The following is a 17,846-nucleotide window of genomic DNA, read 5'->3' on the forward strand; positions in this document are numbered from 1 at the left end:
ACCGGCTAGGACGCGATCATCGGGGCCTCGCCGACGAACCGATCGCTGGTCAGGCACTCGAGCATCAACGACGCGACGTCACCGCAGGTCACGGTGCTCCACGGCCCGATCTTCAACATGCCCGTCCGCATGCGACCCGTCGGTCCGCCTGCGATGACACGTGGAGCTCGAACTATCGTCCAGTCCAGGTCGCTCTCGCCCACCGCCTTTCCCATGATCGCCGCATGACGCACGATCGCAGGCGCAACGGTCTTCATGATCGGCCCGATCAGACGCTTGCCGACGTTCCGCGGATCGCCTTCGATGTGCAGGTGAAAGCCCTGCATGATCACGATGCGCCGCACGCTGTGGCGGGCCAACGCACCCATGATCGCGGCGGTACCGACACTGAGACTTTCCGGTCCACGAAATCCGCCCAAAGTACTGAGTACGGCGTCGGTGCCGGCGACCACCGATTCGACGGCCGCAGCGTCACACGCATCACCCTCGGTGATCGACAGGTGCGGCGATCGAGTCGCGAGCTTGCCCGGGGACCGCACGAGAACTTCTACATCGTGACCGGCATCGAGCGCCTGCTCCAACAACACGCTACCGACAGTGCCCGTCACGCCGAACATTGCAATTTTCATGCAACGAACGGTAAAACTGCCAGGTCGGCGGTGGAATACCACTTTTCTGCGATGCCGCCGCCCCACGTGGAACGAGGGGCGCCCCAACCACGTCGGACGTGGTCAGGGCGCCCCTCACTCCACGGGTCAGAGGTGGCCGGTCGTGCAGGCCCAGGTGATGATGCGAGCGCCTGCGCCGGGTGTCGCGCCGATTGCGCTTGCTTCCGCGCCCGCGCGGTCCGCGGCGTAGGCCCAGCCCCACGCACCGTTGGGTGCCTGCGCGACCGCACCGCAACCGTTCGCGAAGTTCACGACCGCCTGGCAGTCGTACTGGCCACACGACCCAACGGCGGCACTCTCGGCAGCACCGGCCGAACCGTAGTCGATGGCGTAGGCCGTCGCGCCGGTGTCGATCGAAATGGCGATCGCGCCCCAGTTGTCGTAGCTGTTCGCCGATGCAGGAGCCGCGGCCATCGCGACTGCACCTGCTGCGATCGCGGTGACGGCGGCGGCGCGGGCAACTGTGTTGGTGAGCTTCATGATGTTTCTCCCTGTGCGGTACGGGCGGAGGGGGTTCCGCGCTCGTTCGATGAGGAAGAGATTTCATGAAGCCGGTTACGCGTCCCTTAAAGAAGGCTTAACGCAGGCGTCGGCGCAGGTCAAGAGGTTTCACAGAGGTATTGCACGGCTGCGACGTAGCCGTATGTGCCGAGCCCGGAGATGACGGCGGCGGCGATGGGCGAGACGTAGGAGTGATGCCGGAACGGCTCGCGGGCATAGACGTTGCTGATGTGAACCTCGACGATCGGGACCTCGGGAATGACCAACGCGTCACGCAGGGCGACCGAGGTGTGGGTCAAGCCGGCGGGGTTGATCACGATCCCCGACACTTCGCCGCGCGCCTGATGGATGCGGTCGATCAGTTCGCCTTCGGAGTTGGACGCAAAATCGAGCAGAGCGCGGCCGTTGGCCTCGGCCACTTCGCGGGTCCGGCGAACGACGTCGGCCAATGATTCGCTGCCGTACACCTCGGGCTGACGCACGCCGAGCATGTTCAGGTTCGGGCCGTTGAGCAGGAGAATCGGTGCGGGAGACGTCACAATGGCAACGGTAGCAATCGCGCGCAATCAGATTCGGTCGACAAGCCGGAACATTCTCCGTACGTCGTACGTTGTAGAGGAATGCGCGTACCGGCGCGCCGGGAAGGAACCCCTATGAAGATCACGTCATCGGCAATTTCACTCAACGTCGCCGACCCGACGGCATCAGCCGAGTTCGCGAAAACGCATCTCGGTTTCACCGAAGACATGTCCGCCGACGGCTTCGTATCCCTGTCGCGTCCCGACGCAGGCTTCAACCTGATCTACCTGCGCACGGGTCTTGGCACGTTCAAGCCGGCGAGCATGGCCGGGTCCGCGGGGCAGGGCCTGCTCGTTGTGTTCGTCGTCGACGCGATCGACGCCGAATACGAACGGCTGACCGCCGAGGGCGTGCTGATCGCGACGCCCATCGAGACCGAACCCTGGGGTGAACGCTACTTCCAGATGCTCGATCCCAACGGCGTCGTGATTCAGCTAGTGCAGTGGATGACCTGACGCTTCGGGACGACCTGACGCCATGTCATCGGCGGGCACCAAACCGTTCTCGGTGAGTTCGACCCACCGCGTGATACCGATCTGCCGCAGGAATGCGATGTCGTGACTTGCAACGATCAGCGCGCCACGGTAATTCGACAGCGCCTGCGTCAGGTGGGCGAGACTCGGCAGATCGAGGTTGTTCGTCGGTTCGTCGAGCAGCAGCAACTGCGGTGCGGGTTGGGCCAACAGCAACATGGCCAGAGCCGCCCGCAGTTGCTCACCACCCGACAATGCCGCTGCGGGTTTGTCCGCATCCGACCCGCGAAACAGGAAGCGCGCCAGCTGCGCACGAATCTGCTCCGGCAACGCCTGTGGTGCAACGCTCGCGACGTTGTCGGCGATCGAACGGTCACCGTCGAAGATGTCGAGCCGTTGAGGCAACCACCGCCACGGCACGTGCGGTCCCGCATCGACGATTGCCCGCAGCAACGTGGTTTTGCCGATACCGTTGCGACCGATCAGCCCGATGCGTTCGGGTCCAGTGATTGCCAGCGACACAACAGGACCGCACGCAAGCCGGAGGTCGGTCAGCTCGATCACGTCCTGACCCGGAAAGAGCTGCGTAGCAGGCAGATCCACGCGGATCTCACGGTCGTCGCGCAGCTGAGTCTCTGCCTGCACAAGATGAGCTGCCGCGTCCGCAGCCTTCTCGATGTGATTGTTGCGAAGTTTGCCTGCCGATTCCTCCGCAGCCATCTTCCGCAAACCCGAGATGATCTTCGGAACCCGCTTTTCCTCCTCGGCCTTCTTCGCGGTCCGCAGGCGACGATCCAACTTGATCCGAGCCTCGACCAGTTCGCGTTTCTGCTTGCGAACATCACTACGAGCATCGCGAATCGCGGCCCGGGCAGTTTCCTGCTCCCGCTCGACAATCCGCTGATAGGTCGTGAAGTTGCCACCGAACAACCGCATCGATCCCGCGCGCAGCTCGGCGATGTCGTCGGCCCGATCCAACAGGTCGCGGTCGTGACTCACTGTCAACACGGTTCCCGCGAAAGCGTCGACCGCCTCGTAGAGTCGTTGTCGCGCAAAGCGATCCAGGTTGTTGGTCGGCTCGTCGAGCAGCAGCACATCAGGGTCCTGCAGTAGTTCCGCGACAAATCCGAGCAGTACTGCCTCGCCGCCCGAGAGCGTCGACACCGGTCGATCGAGTTGCGCCGGTTCGGACACGATGTGCCCGAGACCGAGCGAACCGATCAGCGCGACGGCACGCTCCTCGACGTCCCAGCGGCCGGCCACCACGTCGAAATCGTCCGCTGCTCCCGTGCCGGATTCGATGCGGTGCAACGCCTTTCGGATGCCGTCGATCCCGAGTATCTCGTCGGCATGCCGTTCGGCATCGAGAGCGATGCTCTGCCGCAGATAGCCGATCCGTCCGTCGACGGTGATCGACCCGCGATCCGGCACGAGATCGCCCGCGATCAATCGCAGCAGTGTCGATTTTCCGGAGCCGTTGAGACCGACGACGCCCGTGTGACCCGGACCGAATACGGCGTCGATACCGGTGAATTGTGTTGTGCCATCGGGCCAGGTGAATGCCAGGTCGGAGATGGCGATAGAACGAGAGGCCATGGTGCCCTCCAGAGGTTGCGGCGATAACGCAGCGCGCGACGCGGGCTGCAGCGGCAATTGCCTCTAGAAGAGCAAGGGTCCTACTCCGATCATCGATTACAAGACGAGAACCAGGTTAGATCTCATCGCGTTGGGTGACAACTGATTTATCGACAATCAGAGCTTCGGTCCTTCGCCTCGCAGATCGTCGACCTTCTTCATCGCTCCGCGCAGTTCGGCGAGCCATTCTTCGGCGTGCTCACCCGCGAGTTTGACCGTCCACGCCAGGGCATCCGCCCGGGAACGCGCGACGCCGGCATCGACGAGTGTGTCGAGAACCTTGCGCTCGGGCTGGCGCAGTCGCGTCATGACCGGCACCGCGAGGTGGGTGAAGAGCGCTGTCTTGTCGTCCACCTTGACGCCCCAGGCAACCTTGCGTCCGTAGCGGGCTTCGGCTTCGTCGGCGATCTGCATACGCGCGGACCGTGTCGTTTCCCGGAAGCGAGCGACCCGACCTTCGGCGGTCGCGTCCGATTCTGCTTCGTCCGGCTTCGGCAACGTGCCGATGACGACGATCTCTTCCCGATCGACTTCGACACTGGCCGAGCCGTCGAACCAGTCGCTCGGCAGTCGACCTGCGAACCAGTCGGACGCGTCTGCGGCATCGGGGACGTCGGCCTGCTGCCAACCGCCGGGACGGCCGAATCCTCGACCACGTGGTGCGTGTTTCATGCTTGCTCCTATTTCGTTGTAATGATGATTACAACGTTACACCGCATTTTGGTCGTGAGTCTTTTAGGAGGGTCCGCCCTCCGGAAAGACTCACGAGCGCGAAGCGCCTAGAGTCCATCTCCGTGATCGACGACGACCCGGGGCGTGGCATCTCCCGCGTTGTCGGCGCGATCAGAGCAAGTCCCGACATCGGTCGACTTGCCACCGTCCGCTTTGCGGGACAGTTCGGTGACGGCATGTTCCAGGCCGCTCTGACCGGCGCAATCCTGTTCAATCCCGAACGCGAGACCGACCCGTTCGCCGTCGCCGCCGGCTTCACAGTGCTGCTGCTGCCCTACTCGATCATCGGCCCGTTCGCTGGAGCCCTGCTCGACCGCTGGGATCGGCGGCTCGTGCTGCTTGTCGCCAACATCGTCCGCGCGATCCTGATCGCCGTAGTCGCAACATGCCTCCTCGCAGGCGCAGGCGAATCACTGCTGCTCCTGCTCGCTCTGTCTGTTGTCGGCGTGAGTCGATTCGTCATGGCCGGCGTATCCGCAGGACTGCCACACGTCGTCAAGCCGTCATGGCTTGTCCCCATGAACTCCGTTCTCGCAACCGTCGCGTCAGGATTCGCCGGCATCGGTGCTGCCGCAGCAGTCGCGCTCATCGCAGTCATCGGCGAAGGTGACACCGCGTCGGCCGTCGCCGTGATCGGCAGCGCGCTCGGCTCCATCATCGGCGCGATCGCCGCAGCCAGGTTTGCCGCCCGCGCACTCGGACCCGACGTCGACCTCAACGCCGGACCCACCGGATTCGACGCGATCCGGGTCGTCGCCGCAGGTCTACGGACCGGAGCGGCAGCGGTCTGGAACTCGCCCGGGGTAACGACTGCGATGATCGGAATCGGTTCGCATCGAATCGTTTTCGGCGCGAACACGCTGATCATGGTGCTGATCCTGCGAGAGCCGGAGGAGGGCGGCAACGTTCCGAACGGGCTCGTCGGCTTCGGCGTCGCCGTTGCTGCGACGGCTTCGGGGATGTTGATCGCGGCCATCGTCGCCCCGTTTCTCATCCCGCGCCTCGGCCGCTCCCGGACGATCGTCGTCGCGCTGTGCTTCGCAGCGGTCGTTCAGGTCGGGTTGGTCGCAACGCTCTCTCAACAGCTTTTGCTTGCCGGTGCGTTCTTCCTCGGTCTCGCGGGACAAACGATCAAGCTGACGGGCGATGCGGCCATGCAGATCGAGATCGACGACGTCCGACGTGGGCAGGTATTCGCATTGCAGGACACCGTTTTCAACATCACCTTCGTTCTCGCGCTGGTCGTCACCGCGGCAAACGTTCCTGCCGACGGGCATTCCGTCGCAGTCGCGGTCACGGTCAGCGGGTTCTATGTCATCGGCCTCGTCGCAATTGCGTTGAACCAGCGCAGAATCACGGCCGGACAAGGATCTACGTGAATTCCACCGCGTCGAGATACCCATCGCCGTCCGTGTCGGTGACAGTCGCGTCGGGAAGAACAAGGGTGTCGAACCGACCGTCGCCGTCGGTGTCGAGTACATCGTCGACGCCCGGAACAGCGCTGTGCATATCCGGCAGCACCGACCCAGGGCCGGGTACCTGCTGATTCCAGACACCGGTGCCCGACGGATCCGCGAAGTAGGCGTCGAGTGTGCCGTCGTCGTCGAGGTCGAGGACCGACCTGTCCGCGACGCCGTCGGCATCCGAATCCCACATCGCGTCGTCGGTACGACCGTCGCCGTCGAAATCGAGCGATATCGAGTCCAACGCGCCAGGCGGTCCGAGGTCGAGTTCTGCACTCGACGACCACAACGTCGGCTCAGCTGCACCTGTGCCGAAGCTGTACTCGAATCCACCCATAACCACTTGGATGTGTAGAACCGGAGAACGGTTCCATACCCGGCGTGCGGGACCTCACAGCCGAAATCGAGGCGTGTCTGCAGCTCAGGCACCCGATCGGCGGCACATGTTGTACGACACGCGGCGACACAGGCAAATCGCCAGTATTCTCGACCAATCATGACCTCGTATTTCGATCCGAAGTCCTGGTCGCCTTTTCGAGCCGCCGGAGTTGGCAAGTCCTGGCTGGACCAGTGGGCAGCCGTGACGACCTCCTGGGTAGATCCGGTGGCGACGTTGGGTGCGGGCACGGTTACTGCCCTGCTACCCGACGTGGTGATGACTGTCCTGACCGACGGCATTCTCAGCCGCTTCCTCGGGCGCGAAATCGACATCAAAGTGCACGGACTGCAGATGCGCGGCGTCCTCAAACGACTCGTCGCACGCCGTCGTGGCGCGCTCTTCGAGGGCGAGATCGAGTTGGTGAACGTCGACTGGGACGGTCACCTCATCGAAGAGGTCCGCGGGATCGCGACGGGGGTCCGCGTTGTTCCCGGCGTCCCGACGCGCCTCGATGCCGAGCAGGTCGAGTTGGAAGGTCTCGTGTCCGTCGCAGCCGTCGTCGCCTGGCTGAACACCCGAGGTCTCGACTGGGAGCTGGAAGCGCTGGACTCCGGCCTGATCAAGGCCACCAACCCGGTGAAGAAGCTGGTTGCCGTCGTCGACGCATCCGTCCGCGAAGACCTCGTTCGGCTCGATATCCGCAGCGTCCGCTGGTTCGGCTTCCCCGTACCGTCGAATGTCGTTCCGCCACGCCATATTCCGCTGGCGCACCTACCCAACGAGGCGAGCATCGTGCGTGCGGTCCGCGAAGACAACCACGTGCGGTTCCTCATTCACGTGCCGAGCGTCACCGGCAAGCTCGACCTCGCGCAGATCCGCAACGCCATCGTTGCCGGGTCCGCGCTCATCGTCTGGTAACGCGCTAGCCCGCCGAGCCCTCGGGCACGCCGAAGTCGCCACGCAACCAGGCGCTCGGTGCGTCACCGAACATCGCGACCATCGCTACCAACAGCGAAACAGCCTGCAGCGCAAACACAATCTGATAGATCGGGGCCGGCTCGGTGAACACGATGTCGTGCCACACCACCAGCAAGCCCAGTGTCACGATGCCGAACACGACCAAAGCCGCCCGCGCACCTCGGCTGCGTTTCATGATCATCAACGCCACGAAGCCCAACTGCACGACCACCGCGACCAGCACAGCGCCCAAGATCGCGGGCGGCAAGGCGTCGGCAATTCCACGCGCGCTGTCCAACTCGGTGACCGTGTTGTCGCGATCCTTGGTGAGGCGCTCGAGGAGCACAGCCGAGTTCTCGTCGAATCTGCTTTGCGCATACAGCACGGTTGGCAGCGCGAGCAACGCCGAGACCAGCCACAGACAGCCCGCGATCAACATCCTCGTCGGCGCCTTCGGCGCGGCGGCAACCTCGAACGGCTTGACCGAAACGGGCGGACGCGGCGGCGGACCTGATCGTCGCGGCGAAGCGGGCGAGCGGTCGGACTGATCGTCATCGGTATCACGAGGCACGCGACAAGTATCCCGGTAGAGCGACGAGACGCCTATATATGCCATTGACGTTATATATCAAAGCTGGCATATTGCAGATATGTCCCTGATCTTCGAGGCACTCGCGCAGCCGGTCCGCCGCGAAATCCTGGATTCGCTGCGCAGCGGGCCGAAGTCCGTCAACGACCTGGTTACCGAGATAGAAGTGAGCCAGCCGGTCGTTTCCAAGCATCTTCGGATCCTGCGCGAGGCCGGCTTCGTCACCGTCCGTGTCGACGCGCAACGCCGCTGGTATCAGCTCCGCGCGGAGCCACTGATGGAAGTCGCGGACTGGCTCGAACCCTACCGATGGATGTGGGAGCGCCGCCTCGATCTACTCGGTGACCACCTGGACGCAATGGAAGCGGAGGAATCATGAATACGGAGTTTCTCGACTCGCCAACCCAGCCGTCGATCCGGCTGACCCGCACATACGACCATCCCGTCGACCGCGTGTGGCGCGCCATCACGACGTCCGACAACCTGAAGCACTGGTTTCCGTCCGACGTCGAAATCGAATTGAAGCCTGAGGGAGTCGTCCGCTTCGGCTTCGGCGGCGACGGGCAGGTGCGGGCGATCGAACCTCCCCATCGGCTGGTGTTCACCTGGGAAGAGGACGTGCTCGAGTTCCAGCTCGCCTCTTCGGCTGTCGGGACGGTTCTCACGCTGACGCATCACTTCGGAGATCGGGCAGGCGCCGCGAGTTTCGCGACCGGCTGGGAACAGTGCTTCGCTGCGCTGGAGTCGGTTTTGGCAGATCGCGAACCGGATTCCGCCACGGCCGATCGTCGCGACGAACGGCACGAAGAACTCGTCACCCGCTTCGGCCTCGATCAGCCGCAGGTGACCAACGCCGACGGCGGCTGGCAGGTCAGGTTCGAGCGACAGCTCATCTGTAGCGCGGATGTCGCGTGGCAGCTGTTCTTCGGCGGCATAGATGCACCCGCGGTCGGCGAGCAGTTTCGGCCGTTCGCGGCACCGGACGTCGTGCTCGGTACCGTCACCGAACTCGACCCGCAGCGCTCCTTCAGCTTTTCGACGGGCGTGGGCGAGCCTGGCGACGACGTCCGGCTGACACTCGGTGAAGGGACGGGACACGGCGCGCGGCTCACCCTCGAAGTCGCCGGTACCGATCCCACGGAGATCGACGCCGCGATCGATCAATGGGGTGGCGGCGCACTCGCGCACATCGTGCGCGAAGCGGCACGCCTCATGCACGTCGGCTGAGCAGCCAACCAGCAAATCAGGCGGTCGTATCGCCCTGCGACGCCCACCATTTCACAAGTTCGGCTTCGGCCTCGTCGCGGCTCAACGGTCCGCGATCGAGGCGAAGTTCCTTGAGAAACCGCCAGGCCATGCCCACTTTCGGGCCGGCGGGTATGTCGAGCAGTTCCATGATCGCGTTGCCGTCGAGGTCGGGACGAACACGTGCAAGATCTTCCTGCGCGGCGATCTTGTCGATCCGCAACTCGAGGTCGTCGTAGGTAGCTTGCAACGCGGCAGCTCGACGCTTGTTACGCGTCGTGCAGTCGGCGCGGACCAATTTATGCAGCCGGGGGAGCAGGTCGCCGGCATCGGTGACATAGCGGCGGACCGCCGAATCCGTCCACTGCCCCTTGCCGTAGCCGTGGAACCGGAGGTGCAGGAAGACGAGTTGCGCGACATCGTCGGTCAGCGCTTTCGGATACTTCAGCGCCCGCATCCGCTTGCGCACCATTTTTGCGCCGACCACCTCGTGGTGGTGGAAGCTGACGCCGCCGCCCTGTTCGAGTCGGCGTGTGTCCGGTTTGCCGATGTCGTGCAGCAACGCCGCCCAACGCAGAACGAGGTCGGGGTCGCCGTCCTCGAGGTCGATCGCTTGCTGCAACACGGTCAGCGAATGCTGATAGACGTCCTTGTGCTGGTGATGCTCGTCGATCTCGAGCTTCATCGCAGGCACCTCGGGCAACACACGATCGGCAAGACCCGTTTCGCAGATGATGTCGACGCCGTCGGTCGCGTGGTCGCCCAGGACGAGTTTGTCGAGTTCGGCTTGCACCCGTTCGGCGGTGATCCGGTCGATTTCGCCGGCCATCTCACGCATCGCGTCGACAACTCGTGGCGCGAGGGTGAACCCGAGTTGCGACACGAATCGTGCAGCGCGCAACATTCGCAGCGGATCGTCGCCGAACGAATCCTGCGGAGCTGCTGGAGTGTCGAGCACCCCTGCAACAAGTGCGTCGAGGCCACCGAGCGGGTCGACGAATTCCAGCGATCCATCTGCGCCGATCCGCACCGCCATTGCGTTGACGCTGAAATCGCGCCGGATCAGGTCCCCGGCAAGGGTGTCACCGAACGCGACGACGGGATTGCGGGAGACGCGGTCGTAGGAATCCGCGCGGTATGTCGTTATCTCGATCTGCTGCTGATCTTTCGACGCGCTGATCGTTCCGAAGGCAATCCCGGTGTCCCACTGGTTGTCGGCCCAGCGCCGCAGGATCGATTGGACAGCCTCCGGACGCGCATCGGTGGTGAAGTCGAGATCGGACCCGAGCCGACCGAGTATCGCGTCGCGCACGCTGCCACCGACCAGATACAGCTCGTGACCCTCTGCCGCGAACAAGGCACCGAGCGGCGTCAGCACATCCGAGAGTCCCCCTAAAGTGACTGCGGCGCCCGCGAGGAGCCGAGAGCGGCGCTCGTCGTCGGAGGATGCGCCGCTCGACGACTTACCGTTCGGGGTTGGAGATGACACAAGGATGCAGCTTAGGTGAGACGTTGCTTCGGAGCGCCCTTCCGGCGAGAGGCGCCAACACAGCTAGAATTGATCGGGTGTCTCCAGCCGAACGCGCCAACAATCGTCGTCGCCAGCCGCGACGCCGGGGTGCGGTCGGAAATCAGACGAAACCGCGGCTCAAGACGGTGCGCGAAACCTCGGCGGGCGGTTTGGTCGTCGATGGCCTGGACGGCCCACGAGAAGCGTTGTGCGCAGCGCTGATCGGCCGAACCGACCGTCGCGGCCGGTTGCTCTGGTCCCTGCCGAAAGGCCACATCGAGCAGGGCGAAACAGCTGAGCAAACGGCGATGCGTGAAGTCGCCGAAGAGACCGGAATTCGCGGAAAAGTGCTCGCCTCGCTCGGCAGCATCGACTATTGGTTCGTCGCCGAGGGTCGCCGAATTCACAAAACTGTTCACCATTACCTACTTCGTTATCTCGGCGGCGAGCTCTCCGATGCCGATATCGAGGTCACCGAGGTTGCCTGGGTTCCTCTCGCCGAACTCGAATCGCGGCTCGCCTACGCCGACGAGCGTCGACTTGCCGAAGTAGCGGGAAAACTGATCGCGCAGCTCGCCGATCCGATCTCGGATCCGCAGCGCCCGACCGTCGGTGCCGGCGACGAATGACGCGGTGGCGGAAACAGTCGCGCATTGCGACGGCTTTGCTGGCAAGCGTGGCGCTGGCGTTGGGTCCGGCGGCGGCGACCGCGATCGCTGTCCCGGGCAACTCGGAGCCAGGTATCCAAGCTCCCGGCACCGAGCCGCCGCTCACCGACCGCGCACCGCGATTTCTGGAACTCTCGGTGGACGCGGTGAGTCCGAGTTCGGTCACCACTACAAGCGACCCGACCGTCAGCGTGAGTGCAACCGTCACCAACGTCGGAGACCGACCCGTCGACGACATCAATGTCCGGATGCAACGGGCAGCCGCGGTGGCAACGTCTGCCGAGCTGCGGACCTCGTTGCGCCTCGATCAGTACAACTTCGACATCGTCGGGGAGTTCGTCACCGTCGCCGATCGGCTCGGCGCCGGTCAGAAGAAGACCTTCACGTTGACCATGCCGTTGCGCGCGGCCCAGCCCGGACCCGACGCACCACCGAACCTCGGTATCGGCCAGCCGGGGATCTATCCCTTTCTGTTGAACGTCAACGGCGCTCCCGAGTTCGGTGACGAAGCCCGACTCGACGACGCTCGCTTTCTGCTCCCCGTGCTCGGCGTGCCACCGGACCCGACGGCGCCCGACCCAGCGGCCGACGACGCCAGAGCCGTAGCACCATCGACTGCGACGCCGGTCGCGACGACACTGCTGTGGCCGCTCGCCGACCGACCCCGGCTCGTCGCAGGCATCCCCGGCTCGCTCGATCAACGCGTCCGCCTCGTCGACGACGATCTGGCAACCTCGTTGCGTAAGGACGGCCGCCTCGGGCAATTGGTCAGCGCACTCGAATTCGCGACCGGACCATCCGCCGACGACGCGAGACGCTTGCGCGACAGCACCTGCATAGCCGTCGACCCCGACCTGCTGATCACCGTGTCGAACATGGCACGTGGCTATCTCGTCCTCGAAAATCCCGACGATCCGACCGGTCCGACGCGCGACGGCACCGGCGCAGCCGTGGCTGCGGAATGGCTGGAACAGCTCCGCTCGATAGCCACCGAGATGTGCACGCTCGCAATGCCGTTCGCGCAGGTCGATGTACCGGCGGTGGCAACATTGAACGACTCCGAAATCACGGCAAGCGCCATCACGGCTCCTGCCGACATCGTCGACGGGATCTTGGGTGCGACGTCGGTCCGCGGCGTCACCTGGCCTGATGCCGGGACGATCGACGACGACACCGGCATGTTCGTGCGCTCGCTCGGAACCACGACGGTCGTCGTCGCCGGAAATGCGGTCGACGGCAACACCGAAGATGTCACTGCTCAGCCCGACCTGGTCCGCATACCGACCGCGGTCCCGCCTTCTGCGCCGGCCAACACACCGGATGCACCCGCGAACACCGAACCGCTGCACGCCGCGACCTTCGATATCTCTGCGGCAACCGCACTCGCTGCGGTCGGTGCGCAGCCACAGACGCCGTCGTTCACCCCGGCAAAGGCGCGCTACGACCTGGAAGACGATTCCCGCGAGGCCAGGCTGCAGGACGCGCTCGGCGCGATCAGTTGGTCGGCGCTGACCCCGCAACCCAACCGACCACGATCGATGCTGCTCGTGCCGCCGCAGCAGTGGACCGCCGACGGCAACGAAGCGGCAGCGATCCTCTCGGCAGTCACAACGCTGCTTAGATCCGGGCTCGCCACCCCACGATCGTTCACCGACCTCCTCGGTCGGCCTGCGGACCTGCGGCCGTTCGCCTTGACCTATCCACAGCAGGCCGTCGACGACGCGGTACCCGAATCGATCCGTGCGGCGGTGGGCTCGCAGGCCGCTTCGGTGACGGCACTGCTCGGTGCGCTCGTCGAAGATCCGCAGTCGGAACTGACGCCGCGACTGTTCGGCGCACCGCTGCGCGAAGATCTGTTGCGTGTGATGTCACTGTCGGGTCGGCGCGACGACGGACGGTCCGCGGCGGAAGCTGCGGCGGAGGCGCGGATGTCGCAATCGCGACAGTCCGTCGACGCGATGTTCAGGTCGGTAACCGTCCTCTCGCCCGGTGGTGTGTACACCCTCGCCTCGGAACAGAGCCCACTGCTTCTGGTCGCCCGCAACGATCTTCCGGTCGGCATTCGTGTGCGACTACGCATCGATGCACCGCCGGAGATGAAGATCACCGACATCGGCGAACAGCAGTTGCCGCCGCGGGGAAGCCGCCCACTTCAGGTCCCCGCCGAGGTCAGCGACACCAGGAACCTCTTCGTCGACGTTGCGCTTACAACACCGGGCGGTCACGACTTGGGCGAACCGACGACCGTTTCGGTGCGTTCCAACGCGTACGGTCAAGCCTTGGCGATAATTACTGGATGTGCAGGCGCATTGCTGTTGCTGTTGGCTGGACGTCGACTGCTGCACCGATTCCGCGGCCAGCCGGATCCAGCCGACGAAGGGTTTGAGCGTTCATGACGGGTAGCGGCCCGCCGCCACGGTCGGCGCCATCGGCACCGTGGGAGCGCACTCCGTGGATAGAGCCGCGTCGCACAAATCCCGCACAGCGTCCGAATCAGCCGCAACGTCCTCTGCGCCAGGCTCCGCCGCAGGCGTTTCCACCTCGTCCACTGCCGCCGTTGCAGCCCCCGCCGAACCAGCAGCAGCGCGCCCAGCCTGTCCGTATTCCTCCCGGCCGTCCCGGCGGCCCGGTGACACCGCCGACTCCGTCGGCACCGGCCCCGGCAGCGGTGCTGCTCGAGGAGAAGCCGGCTCGGCGTGAAGCTCCCGATAGTTCCAACAAGGCGCTGCTCGCGTCGACGGGTTCGATCGCGATCGCGACGCTGATCAGCAGGATCACCGGCTTCTTCAAGCAGGTGCTGCTGCTGACCGTTCTCGGGTCAGCTATCGCCAGCGCGTACACCGTCGCCAGCGTGTTGCCGAACATGATCGCCGAGCTCGTTCTCGGCGCCGTGCTGACGGCGATCGTGGTCCCGGTGCTGGTCAGAGCCGAAATGGAAGATCCCGATCAGGGCGCGGAGTTCGTCAGACGCTTGTTCACACTTGCGGTCACCTTGCTGGCGGCCGCCGCATTGCTCGCGACAGCAGCAGCGCCGATCCTCACGCAGTACGTCTTTCTGTCGAAAGACGGTGAAGTCAACCCGCAGCTGACGACAGCGCTGTCGTTTCTGCTGCTGCCGGCAATTCTGTTCTACGGACTGACCGCACTTCTCACGGCGATTCTCAACACCCGCCAGGATTTCAAGCCCGGCGCGTGGGCGCCGGTGCTCAACAACGTCGTCGTGCTTCTTGTGCTCGGCGTGTATGTCGCGGTCCCCGGCGACATCTCGCTCGATCCGGTCAGCATGGGCGACCCGAAATTGCTCGTCCTCGGCGGCGGCGTCACTCTGGGCGTCATCGTGCAGGCAACCAGCCTCATCCCGGCGATCCGGCGCAACAACATCTCGCTACGACCGCTGTGGGGTCTCGACGCTCGCCTCAAACAGTTCGGTGGCATGGCGATCGCGATCGTCGTCTACGTGGTGATCAGCCAGTTCGGTTACGTCTTCGCGACCCGTATCTCGTCGCACTTCGATGCTGCCGGACCTGCCATCTACAACAATGCGTGGCTGCTGCTGCAACTTCCGTACGGCGTTCTCGGCGTCACGGTCTTGACTGCGATCATGCCTCGACTCAGCCGCAATGCCGCGAGCGACGACACCCCTGCCGTTGTCGACGATCTCTCGATCGCGACCCGACTGACGATGATCGCCCTGATCCCCGTCGTCGTCCTGCTCACCTTCGCAGGCACCGAGGTCGGCGAGGCGCTGTACGGCCACGGCAACTTCGTCGGTGACGCGAGTCGGCTCGGATTCGCCGTCAGTTGCTCGGCGTTCACTCTTATTCCGTACGCGGTCGTCCTGATCCACCTCCGTGTCTTCTATGCACGAGAGAAGGCATGGACCCCGACCTGGATCATCCTCGGCATCACGGTCGTCAAGGTCGGTCTGTCTGCTTTGGCGCCCGTCGTGGCCAACGACGCCGACGATGTCGTCATTCTGCTCGGCGTCGCGAACGGCATCGGCTTCTTTTTCGGCGCGATCATCGGCGCGATATTGCTGCGCCGAAGCCTCGGATCGCTGCGCCTGGCGAACGTCGGAAAGACGGTGTGGATCGTCCTCGTAGCAGCGCTGGTCGGCGCGGGTGTGATGCGTGGAATCGACTGGCTGCTCCGGTTCGACCGTCTCACCGAAGGGCTCGGCGGCGTCGGTTCACTGCTTCGCGTGGGTATCGGCGGTCTCCTGATGCTCGCTGTGACGTTTACAATTCTGAGAATCGCAAATGTTCCCGAGATCGTCGCCATAACAGTGGCGTTGCGACGGCGACTCGGTGGGACCCGCGTTATCGAACCCGAGCCGGAACCGGCCTACGACCCGATGATGGACGCCCAAACGATGGTCATCCCGACTATCAGGGTCGATGCCGTTGATATCACTGGCGTTGGTGAGTTCCCGTACCCTGTTCGGCAGAGGACGGGTGGTCGGCCCCACGTGGGACCAGCGGGACCAGCTTGGGGACAAACTCGTGAAGGAGTGAGGATGGGCGACGATTCGATCGCCGGCAAGCCCGTCGGCAGTACCGCCGCAGATACCTCGAAGCCCACCGTTTCCGGCATCGGTGCTGGTGGTGTGTCGACAGACACTGTGACATCGAACACAAAGCCCGCCGACGAGACCGTGCGGTTCACGAAGGCGCCCACATCGGCCGACCGACCCGAACCCGCAGCACCTCGTCCTCCCGCGGATGGACCCGCAGCGTCCGGTCCGACCCCACCCACTGCACAGCCCAGCGATGCGACCACACCGGTCCGGCCACGCCAACTGCCGCGGGACCAGGATGGCCGGGCTCCCGGTCAGGTGCAACCGCCACGTCCTGCCTTCGACGATCCGACGGTTCGGCGTGCTCCTCGCGGACCGAAACTCGTTCCTGGCGCATCCGTCGCCGGTGGTCGCTACCGACTTCTTGCGGCGCACGGTGGCTCACGTGGACTCACGTTCTGGCAGGCACTCGACACGAAGCTCGATCGCGAGGTCGCGCTGACCTTCGTCGACTCGGAACAGGCAGCAGATCCGACGTCGACCCTCGACGAGGGTCCGCAGGCGATCCTGTCTCGGACGTTGCGACTCGGGCGCATCAATTCCCCCGGTCTCGCCCGCGTACTCGACGTAGTCCGCGGCAGTTCGGGTGGCATCGTCGTCGCCGAATGGACGCCGGGCCGTTCCCTTGCCGAGATGGCCGAAACAACGCCGTCGCCGATCGGCGCAGCCCGTGCCATCCGAGCGCTCGCCTCGGCAGCCGAGCTCACACACCGCAGTGGCGGCGCCTTGTCGATCGATCATCCCGATCGTGTTCGCATCAGTGTCGCTGGCGACGCCGTGCTCGCGTTCCCCGGAACGTTGGCCGACGCGGATGCGCAAGCCGACGTCCGCGGCCTCGGCGCCATGCTCTATGCCTTGATCACCGCTCGCTGGCCCCTGGCCGGCAATACTCCCGGCGGAGTGTCCGGTACCGCTGTCCCCGTTGCGAAGGTCGGCGGTCTCCTGCCTGCCACTCGTGGCGCCGACGGTGCTCCGATCGAGCCGCGTGAGCTTCGGCCGGAGGTGCCGTTCGAGATCTCCGCCGTCGCTGTGCGAGCACTCGAAACGAATCGTGGTGTTCGCACCGCCGCCACCGTCCAGCATGTCCTCGACCAGGCGTCTGTCGTCGATCAGAAGACCGACCTGATGCCTGCGCTGCGTCTCGGCCAGCGGTCGCCTGGTTCGTCGGGACATTCGCTCGCCGATCCGGAAGAACTCGCGGCCGAACAGGCCAGGTCCAAGCGGACGATGCTGATGATCGCCGGCCTCGGTGCCGTGGTCATCATTCTCCTTGCAACTGCGGGTGCTCTTCTGGCCAACAAGCTGACCGGCAGCGGGGATGAAGGCTTCACCGTCCCCGGCTTCACGTCGGCTCCCGCGGCGCCTTCCGGCGCAACCGATGCGCCCGCGCCGGGGGGCATCGTGGTCCCTGCGAGCGCTGTCGCTGAGTTCTCGCTGCCGGGTCAGGGCACACCCGACAGCCCCGAGGCCGCGAAACTGGTGCTCGACGGCAATCCGAACACCGTCTGGGAGTCCGACCAGTACTCCGAGCCTTTCCCGAAATTGAAGTCGGGCATCGGCATGTTGGTCACGTTGCCAGAGCCGACCAAGCTGTCGGAGGTGGCGATCAACTCGCCGAGTCCGGGCACGGTCGTCGAGATCCGGTCGTCGCCTTCGACGAACCCGACGCTCGATCAGACGCAGGAAATCGGTTCCGCGACACTGGGTCCCGGAATAACGCAGATTCCGGTGACCAGCGATCAACCGGTCCGCTACGTACTGGTGTGGATAACCAAGCTTGCCGAGAAGGGCAACCAGAACCAGTCCACGATCGCAGACCTGATCTTCACCGCGCCTCGCTGACGCAGTTCCTCGACAGCAAAAAGGTAACT

The 17,846-nt window shown here is 64.6% G+C and carries 17 protein-coding genes; 8 read left to right on the top strand and 9 right to left on the bottom strand.

Translation table 11 applies throughout. From position 1 onward, the window contains the following. Positions 1-5: 5 nt before the first annotated feature. The 3 genes from ACHIRB_RS21805 to aroQ all read right to left on the bottom strand — a co-directional run bounded on the left by ACHIRB_RS21805 (position 6) and on the right by aroQ (position 1,708). Entirely contained in the window at positions 6-629 is a 624-nt protein-coding gene (locus ACHIRB_RS21805) for an NAD(P)-dependent oxidoreductase (RefSeq protein ID WP_395117742.1), read from the bottom strand. A gap of 126 nt (positions 630-755) precedes the next feature. After that, positions 756-1,148 carry a DUF4189 domain-containing protein gene (locus tag ACHIRB_RS21810; RefSeq protein ID WP_395117744.1) on the bottom strand — a complete coding sequence of 131 codons (393 nt, stop codon included), beginning with the start codon at positions 1,146-1,148 and terminating at the stop codon, positions 756-758. Positions 1,149-1,267: 119 nt separating this feature from the next. Then, complete coding sequence (gene aroQ / locus ACHIRB_RS21815; RefSeq protein WP_199708237.1) at positions 1,268-1,708, bottom strand: type II 3-dehydroquinate dehydratase; 441 nt, start codon at positions 1,706-1,708, stop codon at positions 1,268-1,270. 114 nt (positions 1,709-1,822) lie between these two features. Between aroQ and ACHIRB_RS21820 the strand changes: the two genes are divergently transcribed. Then, on the top strand, positions 1,823-2,203 hold the full coding sequence (locus ACHIRB_RS21820) for a VOC family protein (RefSeq protein WP_199708235.1): 381 nt from the start codon (positions 1,823-1,825) through the stop codon (positions 2,201-2,203). Here the strand turns inward: ACHIRB_RS21820 and ACHIRB_RS21825 are convergent. Beyond that, entirely contained in the window at positions 2,183-3,817 is a 1,635-nt protein-coding gene (locus ACHIRB_RS21825) for an ATP-binding cassette domain-containing protein (protein ID WP_395125623.1), read from the bottom strand. The genes ACHIRB_RS21820 and ACHIRB_RS21825 overlap by 21 nt on opposite strands. Positions 3,818-3,973: 156 nt before the next feature. Beyond that, positions 3,974-4,528 carry a hypothetical protein gene (locus tag ACHIRB_RS21830; protein ID WP_395125624.1) on the bottom strand — a complete coding sequence of 185 codons (555 nt, stop codon included), beginning with the start codon at positions 4,526-4,528 and terminating at the stop codon, positions 3,974-3,976. Between the two features lie 122 nt (positions 4,529-4,650). Between ACHIRB_RS21830 and ACHIRB_RS21835 the strand changes: the two genes are divergently transcribed. After that, on the top strand, positions 4,651-5,967 hold the full coding sequence (locus ACHIRB_RS21835) for an MFS transporter (protein ID WP_395125625.1): 1,317 nt from the start codon (positions 4,651-4,653) through the stop codon (positions 5,965-5,967). Here ACHIRB_RS21835 and ACHIRB_RS21840 read toward each other — a convergent pair. Then, positions 5,960-6,388: a hypothetical protein gene (locus ACHIRB_RS21840; protein WP_395125626.1), complete on the bottom strand. Its 429-nt coding sequence runs from the start codon at positions 6,386-6,388 to the stop codon at positions 5,960-5,962. The two genes, ACHIRB_RS21835 and ACHIRB_RS21840, sit on opposite strands and share 8 nt — an antisense overlap. Before the next feature lie 159 nt (positions 6,389-6,547). On the opposite strand from ACHIRB_RS21840, the gene ACHIRB_RS21845 reads away from it, so the two are divergent. Beyond that, positions 6,548-7,348, top strand: coding sequence for a hypothetical protein (locus ACHIRB_RS21845; RefSeq protein ID WP_395125627.1), 801 nt, complete (start codon positions 6,548-6,550; stop codon positions 7,346-7,348). 4 nt (positions 7,349-7,352) lie between these two features. On the opposite strand, the gene ACHIRB_RS21850 is transcribed toward ACHIRB_RS21845, so the two are convergent. After that, a complete protein-coding gene (locus tag ACHIRB_RS21850; RefSeq protein ID WP_395125628.1) occupies positions 7,353-7,958 on the bottom strand; it encodes a hypothetical protein in 606 nt (201 codons plus the stop codon). Between the two features lie 79 nt (positions 7,959-8,037). Between ACHIRB_RS21850 and ACHIRB_RS21855 the strand changes: the two genes are divergently transcribed. Together ACHIRB_RS21855 and ACHIRB_RS21860 are read left to right on the top strand one after the other, a co-directional pair. Beyond that, positions 8,038-8,355 (top strand): ArsR/SmtB family transcription factor, encoded by a 318-nt coding sequence (locus ACHIRB_RS21855; RefSeq protein WP_395125629.1) that lies wholly within the window; start codon positions 8,038-8,040, stop codon positions 8,353-8,355. Continuing rightward, entirely contained in the window at positions 8,352-9,203 is an 852-nt protein-coding gene (locus tag ACHIRB_RS21860) for an SRPBCC family protein (protein ID WP_395125630.1), read from the top strand. Before ACHIRB_RS21855 ends, ACHIRB_RS21860 begins: the two co-directional genes overlap by 4 nt. A 16-nt stretch (positions 9,204-9,219) precedes the next feature. Here the strand turns inward: ACHIRB_RS21860 and ACHIRB_RS21865 are convergent, their stop codons facing one another. Continuing rightward, complete coding sequence (locus tag ACHIRB_RS21865; protein WP_395125631.1) at positions 9,220-10,710, bottom strand: CCA tRNA nucleotidyltransferase; 1,491 nt, start codon at positions 10,708-10,710, stop codon at positions 9,220-9,222. A 77-nt stretch (positions 10,711-10,787) separates the two neighbouring features. Here ACHIRB_RS21865 and ACHIRB_RS21870 point away from each other — a divergent pair, with 77 nt between their 5' ends. Continuing rightward, positions 10,788-11,360: an NUDIX hydrolase gene (locus ACHIRB_RS21870; RefSeq protein WP_199708225.1), complete on the top strand. Its 573-nt coding sequence runs from the start codon at positions 10,788-10,790 to the stop codon at positions 11,358-11,360. Then, positions 11,357-13,795 (top strand): glycoprotein, encoded by a 2,439-nt coding sequence (locus ACHIRB_RS21875; RefSeq protein WP_395125632.1) that lies wholly within the window; start codon positions 11,357-11,359, stop codon positions 13,793-13,795. The genes ACHIRB_RS21870 and ACHIRB_RS21875 overlap by 4 nt, the downstream gene beginning before the upstream one ends. Here ACHIRB_RS21875 and ACHIRB_RS21880 read toward each other — a convergent pair. Next, the gene (locus ACHIRB_RS21880; protein WP_395125633.1) at positions 13,790-14,035 is read right to left on the bottom strand and encodes a hypothetical protein; all 246 of its coding nucleotides are present in this window, start codon (positions 14,033-14,035) and stop codon (positions 13,790-13,792) included. The genes ACHIRB_RS21875 and ACHIRB_RS21880 overlap by 6 nt on opposite strands. Here ACHIRB_RS21880 and ACHIRB_RS21885 point away from each other — a divergent pair. After that, positions 14,029-17,817, top strand: coding sequence for a murein biosynthesis integral membrane protein MurJ (locus ACHIRB_RS21885; RefSeq protein ID WP_395125634.1), 3,789 nt, complete (start codon positions 14,029-14,031; stop codon positions 17,815-17,817). The genes ACHIRB_RS21880 and ACHIRB_RS21885 overlap by 7 nt on opposite strands. Positions 17,818-17,846 lie beyond the last annotated feature (29 nt).

The organism is Antrihabitans spumae (genome assembly GCF_043944905.1).
Classification (GTDB): Bacteria; Actinomycetota; Actinomycetes; order Mycobacteriales; family Mycobacteriaceae; genus Antrihabitans; species Antrihabitans spumae.